Raw genomic sequence first — 11,803 nt, forward strand, 5'->3', positions numbered from 1 at the left:
ACTAGAAAAAAGTAGATCGAACAACGAAAGAGTGGGTTTCCCCACTCTTTTGCGTAACATATTCTAAGTATTACCATATAACACAATACCATACTATACTACGCATTGCAACAGAACTAGAACAGAGAAAGCTGATTGGAATCAGGCATTCCCTCTAAACATCCATGCTCATCTAAATGTTCTAACACCGTCTTTGTTAACTTACTTCGTTGCTGCAGATCTTCTTTAGAGAGAAATTCGCCATTCCCTCTTGCTTTTACAATATTAAGGGCCGCATTTGTCCCCACACCAGTCATTGCATTAAAAGGAGGCAAGAGCGTATTTTCCTCTACAATAAACTCAGTTGCACTAGAACGGTACAAATCAACTTTTTGGAATGAGAATCCTCTTTCACACATTTCTAACGCAAGTTCAAGAACGGTGAGAACAGATTTCTCTTTAGGAGATGCATCTAATCCTTTTGCGTTAATTTCTTGTACTTTTGCTTTTATAGCAGCTGGTCCTTTAATCATTGTATCTAAATCAAAATCATCTGCACGCACAGTAAAATAAGAAGCATAATACAAAATAGGGTGATGAACTTTAAAATAAGCAATTCGAACAGCCATTAACACGTATGCTGCTGCGTGGGCTTTCGGGAACATATATTTGATTTTCAGACATGAACCGATGTACCAATCAGGAACATCATGCTTTTTCATTTCATCAATCCACTCTGGTTGAAGACCTTTCCCTTTTCGAACAAACTCCATTATTTTAAACGCTAAAGAAGGCTCAAGTCCCTTGTATATCAAGTAAACCATTATATCGTCACGACAGCCAATCACGTCTTTTAGTTCACAAGTGCCATTATAAATAAGCTCATTCGCATTATTCAACCAAACATCCGTACCATGAGATAAACCAGAAATCTGAACTAGTTCAGAAAATGTGCTTGGTTTTGTTTCTTCAAGCATTTGACGAACAAACCTTGTACCAAACTCTGGGATACCTAGTGTCCCTGTCTTACACATAATTTGTTCTTCTGTTACTCCTAATACATCTGGTCCGCTAAAGATCTTCATTACTTCAGGATCATCGGTTGGAATTGTCTTTGGATCAATTCCACTTAAATCTTGAAGCATGCGAATAACCGTCGGGTCATCGTGCCCAAGAATATCTAATTTCAGTAAATTATCGTGAATTGAATGGAAATCAAAATGCGTTGTTCGCCATTCTGAATTTTTATCATCAGCAGGAAACTGGATAGGGGAAAAATCATGTATATCCATATAATCTGGAACAACGATGATTCCACCAGGATGTTGTCCTGTCGTTCGTTTTACTCCAGTACATCCCGAGACGAGACGATCAATTTCTGCCCCTCTCATATGAAGGTCATGATCTCCTTGATACCCTTTCACATATCCATAGGCAGTTTTCTCAGCTACAGTACCAATTGTACCTGCACGATATACATACTCTTCACCGAATAATTCCTTTGTATAATGATGAGCACGCGGCTGATACTCCCCAGAGAAGTTCAAATCAATATCAGGAACTTTGTCTCCTTTAAAGCCTAGAAACGTTTCAAACGGGATATCTTGTCCATCTTTAATATAGGCTGATCCACATTCAGGACAATCTTTATCTGGCAAATCAAACCCTGAACCGACTGAACCATCATCAAAGAAATGAGAATGGTGACAGTTTGGACAAACGTAATGCGGGGGGAGTGGGTTAACCTCAGTAATTTCTGTTAATGTAGCGACTAATGAAGACCCTACTGAACCCCGAGAACCTACTAAATAACCATCAATTAATGATTTTTTAACAAGCTTGTGTGAAATTAAATAAATAACAGCAAAGCCATGACCAATAATACTCTTGAGCTCTTTCTCGATTCGAGCTTCTACAATTTCTGGTAAATCTTCTCCATAGATACTTTTGGCCATGCTATAACTCATTTCCCTAATCTCATCATCCGCCCCTTCAATTTTAGGCGTATATAAATCATCTGGAATCGGATGAACTTCATCGATTAAATTGGCAACCTTTTGCGTATTTGTGACGACAACTTCTTTAGCCTTCTCATCACCTAAAAAAGCAAAAGCTTCCAACATTTCATCAGTCGTACGGAAATGCACCTCAGGCAATGTTTGTTTATTAAGCGGATTAGCTCCACCTTGTGACGCAATTAGAATTTTGCGGTAAATATAATCTTCTTTGTGTAAATAATGGGCATTGCCTGTTGCAACAACTGGCTTGTCTAACTTCTCTCCAAGCTTAACAATATTCGAGACAATTTCCTCTAATGCTGCATCATTTTTCACTAGTTCTTTCTCTATTAAATGTTGATACGTCGCCAGTGGCTGAATTTCAATATAGTCATAGAATTTAGCAATTTCCTCCACCTCATCCACTGACTTTTGCATCATTCCTTCAAAAACTTCACCTTTATCACAGGCTGAACCAATTAACAAACCATTACGGTGCTTTTGAAGCTGAGATCTTGGAATTCTAGGTGTCCGGAAGAAATAATCTAGGTGCGACATGGACACAAGTTGATAAAGATTTTTTAACCCTTCTTGTGTTTGCGCTAAAATTGTACAATGAGCAGGACGCTGACGATGGAAATTCCCTTGCCCCATATGTTCGTTTAATTGATCATGATACGTTATCTCACGTTCATTGGCATCTTTCACCATTTTCCATAACAAATATCCCGTTGCTTCAGCATCGTAAATGGCTCGGTGGTGGCTGACGAGTTCAATATCAAACTTTTTACAGAGCGTATTAAGTCGATGATTTTTCAATTCTGGATAAAGGAATCGCCCTAATTCTAACGTATCAATGACTGGGTTCGTCGCTTCGCCTAGACCAATTTTCTGATAACCGACGTTTAGAAAGCCCATATCAAAACTAGCATTATGAGCAACTAAAATTCCATCACCGACAAATTCTTTAAATTCACGAAGAACATCAGCAACTTCTGGCTGACCTTTAACCATATCATCTGTGATGCCTGTTAGTTCGATAATGGTATTTGTTAACGGTTCATGTGGATCTGCAAAAGATTCAAACCGGTCAATGATTTCCCCACCTTTGATTTTGACAGCAGCAAGTTCGATAATCGTGTTATAAACAGCTGATAAGCCTGTCGTTTCAACATCAAATACAATGTACTCATCTTCCATTAATAAACGGTGAGCTTCGTTATAGGCAATTGGCACACCATCATCTACCAAATTCGCTTCGATGCCATACAATACTTTAATCCCATGCTTTTTCCCCGATGAATAAGCTTCTGGAAAAGATTGTACAACCCCATGATCCGTAATTGCGACGGCCGGGTGACCCCATTTAGCCGCTTGTTCTACATATCGCCCTGCAGAAACAATGCCGTCCATTTGACTCATTGTCGTATGCAAATGAAGTTCAACTCGTTTCTCTTCCTCTGCTGCAGAATCGATTCGTTCAACAGGATTTAGTTGGTTGACATCGTTTCCGATCATCACTAAATCACGTACAAATGTATCATTTTGAATACCACCACGTACTTTTGCCCACATGCCTTTTTTTATAGCTTGTAGAAGTGGGACATCTTCCTTGTCTCTTGAAAACATTTTAACTAGGATCGAATCTGTGTAATCAGTAATTTTAAAGGTTAATAACGTTCGTCCACTTCTTAGTTCCCTAGTTTCTGCATCAAATACGTAACCTTGTACAGTGACTCGTCGTTCCTCATCTATAATTGCCTCTAGCGGCATAGGCTCGTCTTTAATCGGATAACCAATGACTAACGGCTTGCCACTAAGCTCTTTTTCAGCTTGCTGTTCGTTTTTCTTCTTCTCTAAAATTGCTTCGACCACTTTTGAATGATCTTCTTGCTCTCGCTGTTCAACAAACTTCTCAAACTCTTGTTTTGATTCATGAATATGTGTATCGATATTGACAGGCGGTAAACTCAGTTGAACAAGTGTTGTTTGAAAGGGTTCAGATAGTTTCCTCTTTAGTGCAACAGCTTCTGTCTCATTACGCACTTGGATAACAAGCCTTTTCCCATCATACTTCGGTGCTTGCTTTCTCAATAATTCACGAATCCCATCCGAGATTTGTGATAATTTTGAAATGATAAACGGCCAATAATCAATCCACTCTGACTCCTCTAACTGAAGGCGTTGATAGTGAAATGTAAAAGTAGCAGTGGCTATATGTTCAAATGTTACTTTTAATCTCTCAGCAAATAATTCATAAACTTGAGCTGGTACAACAACAGGTACTTCAATATGAAAATGCCACGCCCTTTTTTCCTTCGAGATCACTAACTTTCTAATTAGTGCATCTTGAAAATGTGTATTAACTAGTTGGTCGGGCATTTGTAATTGTTGGAGAAGCAACTGAAGTCGTTCCTTACGTATTTGTTCATCTTGTGACATCCAAACAACCTCCCCGCTCTTTAAATCTTATTTCTATTTTAATTTGATTTTTTCTACATGAAAAGAGATGGTACCTCATTGAGATGAGATACCATTTTAACATAAATATATAACTGTAGGTTATTTACTTAGCAGCTTTTTTAACGTATCAAGTAAGTCAGAGACATGGACTTCAATCATTTCCCCAGTCTTTCTTATTTTCAACTCAACAATTCCTTCAGAAGCTTTCTTACCAACACCAACTCGAATTGGTAAGCCTAGTAAATCTGAATCCTTAAACTTCACACCTGCACGCTCAGGGCGATCATCAAATAATACATCATACCGTTCCTGTTTTAAAGTTTGATAAAGCTCTTCCCCAAGATTTTTTTGATCTTCATCTTTTACATTTATCGTAACTAAATGTAGATCAAATGGAGCAACAGAGACTGGCCAAACAATTCCATTATCATCATGATGTTGTTCAACAATGGCAGCCACTGTCCTGGATACACCGATACCATAACAACCCATAATCATCGTTTGTGTTTTTCCATTTTCGTCTAAGTATGTTGCTCCGAGAGCCTCACTGTACTTTGTCCCAAGTTTAAACACATGCCCAACTTCAATTCCTTTGGCAAATTGAATCGTACCCTTACCATCTGGAGAGGGATCGCCCTCTTGAATAAGACGAAGATCTTCATAACATGCAACTTCAAAATCTCGACCTGGATTAACATTTTTATAATGCTTATCCTTTTCATTCGCTCCGCAAACACCGTTTGTAATAAATTCAACAGCACTATCAGCAATGATCTTTACTGAACTAGGTACACCAATTGGCCCAATATATCCTGTTTCGCAACCTAAAATATTAGCTGTTTGTTCTGGAGTAGCCAGTTCTACTACTGCTTTTCCAAGGGCATTGCCTACTTTAATCTCATTTACTTCATGATCTCCACGTACAAGAACAAGCACTGGTTCTTTATTCACAATAAAGAGAAGCGACTTTATTGTTTCACTCGAATTCACATGTAAAAACGATGTAAGTTCAGTAATCGTCTTTGTATTTGGTGTGTCAACCTTTTCAAGAGCTAACGGTTCTGCAGACGACTTGTCATACTTCACGAACACAGGAGCGATTTCAATGTTCGCAGCGAAATCTGATTGATCAGAATATGCAATCGTGTCTTCGCCAATTTCACTAAGAACCATAAACTCATGAGTATCCGTACCGCCAATTGCTCCTGAATCAGCCTCAACCGCACGAAAATCAAGCTCGCAACGTGAGAAGATATTTTGGTAAGCGGAATACATATCTTGATAGCTTTTATCAAGCCCTTCTTGTGATGTATCAAATGAATATGCATCCTTCATAATAAATTCACGTGAACGAAGTACACCAAATCTAGGTCTTCTTTCATCACGATATTTCGTTTGTATTTGATATAAGTTCATCGGAAGCTTTTTGTAAGATTTCACATCGTCACGAACGAGAGTTGTAATTACTTCTTCATGGGTAGCACCAAGAACGAAGTCACGCTCATGTCGGTCTTTCAACCTCATAAGCTCTGGACCATAATCACCTAAACGACCAGATTCTTCCCACAGTTCAGCAGGCTGAATAGCTGGCATAAGTACTTCTTGTCCCCCAGCTTCGTCCATTTCACTCCGAATAATTTCTTCAACTTTCCTAAGTACTTTTTTCCCTAAAGGCAAGTATGAATATATTCCAGAAGCCGTTTGGCGAATAAGTCCTGATCTTAGCATAAGCTGATGACTTTTTATTTCTGCATCAGCTGGTACATCCCGTAATGTAGGTGTTAAATAATTCCTTTGTCTCATTTTTTAAGTCCTTTCCCACTTGTCATTTCACTTACATGAAAAATTTATTAATATCGTTCCATGTTACAACAATCATTAATAGCATGAGTAAAGCAAATCCAATAAAGTGAACTAGTCCTTCTTTTTGTGGATCCATCGGCTTTCCTCTAATTGCTTCAAGCCCAATAAAGATTAAACGTCCACCGTCCATTGCAGGTATAGGGAGCAAATTAATAATTCCTAAGTTAACACTAAGTGCAGCTGCCCATTGCATTAAAACAAAGATCCCCATCGCCGCGGCTTCTCCTGTGTAATTGTAAATACCAACAGGACCGGCTACATAATCTAATGAAAAATTCCCCGTTACAATCATACCAAGTACTTCAAAAATCATTGTCATAAACATATACGTTTGCGTAAAGCCGAAAACAATCGAACCCATTAACGAGAATTCAGTTGGCCTAGCAATCCCAACAAATCCTTCTGGATCACCAAATTGTCCCACTCTTTCATCAGGTGTTACGGGAATCGTTAGCGTTTGACCGTTACGCTCTACTTCAAAAACAATGGACTCATTTGGATGTTGCTGAATAATTGCTGTCATCTCTTCCCAATTATCAATCGGTTGTCCATCTATCGAAAAAACCTGATCTCCTTCTTGTAAGCCTGCTTCAAGAGCTGCACTATCTGGTGTAACGTCACCAATACGTGCTTCATCTACAGGCATTCCTTGGAACAATGCAAAGGCAATCAAAATAGCTACAGCTAAAATGAAATTCATCATTGGTCCTGCGAAAATAGCAAGTGCACGTTGACCTACTGTCTTAGACCCAAATTGACGATGCCAAGGAGCGATTTGCGTTTCTTGCTCATCTTGTACAAGAGCTGCTTGTTCATCAACTTGATATTGGATTCTTTCCCCTTCGTCGTTATAAGCTTCAATAATAAGTTTGTGTTCTAAATCTATTTTTTCTACCTGTACGACAAGTGCTTCAGGATGCTTGGACTTGTTATTAACAATTATTTTACTAACTTTTCTTGCTGCATTAAAAACAAGACCTATTTCATAACCTGGCTTAATATCAATCATTTCAGGATCTTCGCCAGCCATTCGAACAAATCCACCTATCGGAAGCAGACGAATGGTATACACTGTTTCATTACGTTTAAAAGAAAAAATCTTAGGCCCAAACCCAATAGCAAACTCCCGACATAAGATACCTGCTCGTTTGGCAAAGTATAAATGCCCCCATTCGTGAATGAAAACAAGTAGTCCAAAAATAATTATGACTGATATTAACGTATTCATCAGTTAATCGTCCACCTTTCTTATTTGATGGTAGAGTGGATAAAGGCCCTCGTCTCGGCATCAACTTTTATTATCTCTTCTAGTGTGGGCTGGTTAATTACGGTATGTTCTTCAAGAGCTTTCTCAATTACATGCTCAATTTCTAAGAAAGATATACGTCCCTCTAAAAAGCATGCAACAGCTATCTCATTTGCAGCGTTTAAGACCGTTGGCATCGTTCCCCCAGCCTTCCCTGCTTCATAGGCAAACCTCATACAGCGAAATCTATCCATATCTAACTTTTTGAAATGTAAAGAACCGATTTCCCATAGATGTAGTCGTTCATTTGATATAGAATCAAACCGTTCTGGGTATGTTAACGCATATTGAATAGGTACACGCATATCGGGAGTTCCTAGTTGGGCAATCACACTTCCATCTATGTACTCAACCATTGAATGAATAATACTTTCTTTATGTAAGACAACATCAATTTTCTCATATGGAATATTAAATAGCCAGTGCGCTTCAATAACCTCTAACCCTTTATTCATCATTGTGGCTGAATCAATTGTAATTTTTGCCCCCATTGACCAATTAGGATGATTTAGAGCTTCCGAAACAGTAACACCTTCTAATTCATCACGTGATCTATCTCGGAAACTCCCACCAGACGCTGTTAAGATTAAGCGATCTACCTCATTAATATTTTCTCCATTTAATGCTTGAAAAATAGCCGAATGCTCACTATCCACTGGAATCAGTGAGACATTATGGCGGCTCGCAGCATCAGTAACAATGTGCCCTGCTGTTACCAATGTTTCTTTATTAGCTATAGCTATCGTTTTTCCTGCCTGAATCGCAGCAAGCGTCGGCGACAAGCCCACACTGCCGAGAACGGCATTAACGAGTATATCAGAGTCTGGTGTCGTTGCAACTTCCACTAACCCGTCTGTTCCATAAACAACCTTCGTCTCTTTAGGAACATTATGAATTAGTTTATCATAATCCTCCTTCGATTGTACTGACAAAAGTGCTGGAGCAAATTCATGAACTTGTTGTAACGCAAGATCTATATTTCTTCCCACTGACATCGACTTTACTGAAAAATGTTTTGGATGTTTACGAATCACATCTAATGTTTGTGTTCCGATTGAACCCGTAGCCCCTAACAAACTTATACGCTTCACTTTTTCACCTACTATTATAAAATCAATTTCCCTTTTTTCTATCTTAGATTAGCTGAAGCAAATGTAATATTGGCATAACATATATCAAACTGTCAAACCGATCTAAAATCCCTCCATGTCCTGGTAGAACATTGCCTGAATCCTTTACAGAATAATGCCTTTTTAACGCAGATTCAACTAAATCGCCCAATTGGCCAAATACTGAAGCAACAATAATTACGAATAGTGCCGTAATATAACTAGGGAAGATTGGAAAATAAAAATAAAAAGCAGATCCTATACTAACAGCAGCTATTATGCCACCTATTGACCCTTCAATTGTTTTCTTCGGACTGATATCTGGCCACAATTTATTTCTCCCAAACTTACGCCCGACAAAATAAGCACCTGAATCGGTTGTCCAAATGATAACCAAAACAAAAAACACAAGATACACTCCATAATCCGGTATTTCTCTTGTCATAATTAAGTAATGAAAGCCAAAACCCACATATACAGATGACAGTATGACAAAACCAACTTGATCAAATGTAAACGTATTTTTCGTTATAACTGTAAACATAAGCAAAACTAATATAACAAAAATAAAAATTTCTACTTTTGTAAAATGTGACGGAACAACTTGTTCAAACCAGTTTGTTGGAACTAATAATAACCACATCGATAAAAGACTAATGATCCCCATAATCGAAATAGGCGCGATTCTTTTCATTTTCAACAATTCAATCATAGCTACCGACGCTAAGATTGAAATAAACAAGGAGAAAATCCACCCACCAAGCAAAACCATCGTAACGAAAACAGCTCCACCTATTATTCCCGTAACAATTCTCTGTTTCATATTACTTCGCCCCTTTAAACGCCACCGTATCTCCGCGCTCTTTTTTGATAGACGGAAATGGCTTCTACTAGGTGCTGCTCGTTAAAATCTGGCCATAGAACATCTGTAAACCAAAACTCACTATACGCCACTTGCCAAAGCATAAAATTGCTAAGCCGTAGTTCTCCACTAGTACGAATTAGAAGATCTGGGTCACGCAACTCTGCAGTCATAAGGTGCTCTGTTAGAACAGACTCATCAATTTCAGAGGCTTGCAATGATCCCCTTTCAACTTGCTGTGCAATCTCTTTTACAGCATTCATAAGTTCATAACGACTTCCGTAATTAAGAGCAAAATTTAAAACCAATCCCGTGTTGTTTTCTGTATCTTTTACCGCTTTTGCAACAGCTTTCTTTGTATGTTCTGGTAATTTATCAATACTCCCCATTAAACGCACTTTCACATTTTTTTCTATTAGGGTTGGTAATTCTTTATTAAGAAAACGTTCAGGCAACTTTAATAAATAGTCAACTTCCGTCTTCGGCCGTTTCCAGTTTTCTGTTGAAAATGCGTATAATGTTAAGATTTCAATACCAAGATCGTCAGCTTTGCGAACGATTTTGTTAATGACTTTCATACCTTCTCGATGTCCAGCTATACGTGGCAAGCCTTTCTGTTTTGCCCAGCGTCCATTTCCATCCATAATAATAGCTATGTGTTTAGGGACATTTATATCATCTATATCTTTGCTTTTTTCTTGCGATGACATAGTTGATTTCCATTTTGTTAACTTTTCAAGCATGTTTGCGCCCTCCATCTATGTAAGCAGCAGGTTCATCTTCATTTAGCTTTGCCTTTTTTTCGAAGACTCATAACCACTAAGAAAGTGTAAAAAACCCCCTAGAATAAAAGAGGGTCTTTTACTATGTCTATTTTACATGGAACTTGCTTACACTTCCATGATTTCTTTTTCTTTCTTTTCTGCTACCTCATCTACTTGCGCAATATTTTTGTCTGTTAATTTTTGAACATCATCCGTGCTGCGACGAAGCTCATCTTCCGTCATTTCGCCATCTTTTTGACGTTTCTTTAAATCATCATTTGCATCACGACGAACATTACGTACAGCTACCTTTGCCTCTTCGGCTGCTTTTTTTACTAACTTAACCAGATCCTTACGGCGCTCTTCCGTTAATGGAGGGATCTGAATACGGATTACCGTTCCATCATTTGAAGGAGTCAACCCAAGATCAGCCATTTGAATTGCACGTTCGATATTTGCAATCGATGATTTATCAAATGGTTGAATAGTAAGTAATCTAGCTTCAGGAACTGAAATCGTTGCTAGTTGATTAAGTGGTGTTTCAGCACCGTAATATTCTACTGTAACACGATCAAGTAACGCTGGATTCGCGCGCCCTGCTCTTAATTTAGCTAACTCGCGGTTTAAAGATTCAATTGCTTTTGCCATGCGTTGTTCGGCATCTTTTTTTACTTCAGCTGACATTATGAGTTCCCCCTAACTAATGTACCAATTTCTTCACCTAGAACTGCTCGCTTAATATTTCCTTCTTCCATAATAGAGAAGACAATCAACGGTATGTCATTATCCATACATAATGAAGAAGCTGTTGAATCCATTACTGCTAATCCTTCTTTTAGGACATCCATATAAGAAATTTTCGTGTATTTCTTCGCATTTGCATCAACTGATGGATCTGCACTATAAACACCGTCCACTTTGTTTTTCGCCATTAAGATAACTTCAGCTTCAATTTCAGCAGCTCTTAACGCAGCTGTAGTATCTGTTGAGAAATACGGATTCCCAGTGCCCGCAGCAAAAATAACAACACGTTTCTTTTCAAGGTGGCGAATCGCCTTGCGACGAATATACGGTTCAGCTACTTGTCGCATCTCAATCGATGTTTGTACACGTGTCTCACAACCGATATCCTCTAAGCTATCTTGCAAAGCTAATGAATTCATCACCGTTGCTAGCATTCCCATATAATCTGCTGTCGCACGGTCCATGCCCTTTGCACTTCCAGCCATCCCACGCCAAATGTTACCACCGCCGACAACAACAGCCACTTCTACTTGCAGTTCAACAATTTCTTTAATTTGTTTCGCTACAGATTGAATAACAATTGGGTCAATTCCATACCCTTGTTCTCCCGCTAATGCTTCACCACTTAGCTTTAATATTACTCGTTTATATGTTTGCATGAAAACCCTCCGACATGAGTTGAAGTTGTTGTATTCTCTCTGAAAAAAGGGACACAC

Annotated in this window: 8 protein-coding genes; all 8 read right to left on the reverse strand. The window is 38.5% G+C overall.

The features are described 5' to 3' along the window. Positions 1-116 precede the first annotated feature (116 nt). Positions 117-4,418, reverse strand: a complete 4,302-nt coding sequence (locus tag SAY88_RS07535) for a PolC-type DNA polymerase III (protein WP_332630654.1) — start codon at positions 4,416-4,418, stop codon at positions 117-119. 120 nt (positions 4,419-4,538) lie between these two features. Continuing rightward, complete coding sequence (locus tag SAY88_RS07540) at positions 4,539-6,242, reverse strand: proline--tRNA ligase (RefSeq protein ID WP_332630655.1); 1,704 nt, start codon at positions 6,240-6,242, stop codon at positions 4,539-4,541. Positions 6,243-6,273: 31 nt separating this feature from the next. Then, positions 6,274-7,530: an RIP metalloprotease RseP gene (rseP, locus tag SAY88_RS07545; protein ID WP_332630656.1), complete on the reverse strand. Its 1,257-nt coding sequence runs from the start codon at positions 7,528-7,530 to the stop codon at positions 6,274-6,276. A 20-nt stretch (positions 7,531-7,550) separates the two neighbouring features. After that, positions 7,551-8,699, reverse strand: coding sequence for a 1-deoxy-D-xylulose-5-phosphate reductoisomerase (locus SAY88_RS07550; protein WP_332630657.1), 1,149 nt, complete (start codon positions 8,697-8,699; stop codon positions 7,551-7,553). Positions 8,700-8,742: 43 nt separating this feature from the next. Then, entirely contained in the window at positions 8,743-9,540 is a 798-nt protein-coding gene (locus SAY88_RS07555; protein ID WP_332630658.1) for a phosphatidate cytidylyltransferase, read from the reverse strand. A gap of 14 nt (positions 9,541-9,554) precedes the next feature. Continuing rightward, on the reverse strand, positions 9,555-10,322 hold the full coding sequence (uppS, locus tag SAY88_RS07560; protein ID WP_332630660.1) for an undecaprenyl pyrophosphate synthase: 768 nt from the start codon (positions 10,320-10,322) through the stop codon (positions 9,555-9,557). A gap of 147 nt (positions 10,323-10,469) precedes the next feature. Further along, complete coding sequence (frr, locus tag SAY88_RS07565; RefSeq protein ID WP_332630662.1) at positions 10,470-11,027, reverse strand: ribosome recycling factor; 558 nt, start codon at positions 11,025-11,027, stop codon at positions 10,470-10,472. Beyond that, positions 11,027-11,746 carry a UMP kinase gene (pyrH, locus tag SAY88_RS07570; protein WP_034629591.1) on the reverse strand — a complete coding sequence of 240 codons (720 nt, stop codon included), beginning with the start codon at positions 11,744-11,746 and terminating at the stop codon, positions 11,027-11,029. The genes frr and pyrH overlap by 1 nt, the downstream gene beginning before the upstream one ends. Positions 11,747-11,803 lie beyond the last annotated feature (57 nt).

This window comes from Halalkalibacter flavus, from assembly GCF_036663575.1.
GTDB lineage: Bacteria > Bacillota > Bacilli > Bacillales > Bacillaceae_D > Halalkalibacter > Halalkalibacter flavus.

Bases quoted from the DNA above. Each gene is read 5' to 3' on its own strand.
- SAY88_RS07540 (WP_332630655.1), bottom strand. From the start codon at position 6,242: ATGAGACAAAGGAATTATTTAACACCTACATTACGGGATGTACCAGCT.
- frr (WP_332630662.1), bottom strand. From the start codon at position 11,027: ATGTCAGCTGAAGTAAAAAAAGATGCCGAACAACGCATGGCAAAAGCA.
- SAY88_RS07555 (WP_332630658.1), bottom strand. From the start codon at position 9,540: ATGAAACAGAGAATTGTTACGGGAATAATAGGTGGAGCTGTTTTCGTT.
- rseP (WP_332630656.1), bottom strand. From the start codon at position 7,530: ATGAATACGTTAATATCAGTCATAATTATTTTTGGACTACTTGTTTTC.
- pyrH (WP_034629591.1), bottom strand. From the start codon at position 11,746: ATGCAAACATATAAACGAGTAATATTAAAGCTAAGTGGTGAAGCATTA.
- SAY88_RS07535 (WP_332630654.1), bottom strand. From the start codon at position 4,418: ATGTCACAAGATGAACAAATACGTAAGGAACGACTTCAGTTGCTTCTC.
- uppS (WP_332630660.1), bottom strand. From the start codon at position 10,322: ATGCTTGAAAAGTTAACAAAATGGAAATCAACTATGTCATCGCAAGAA.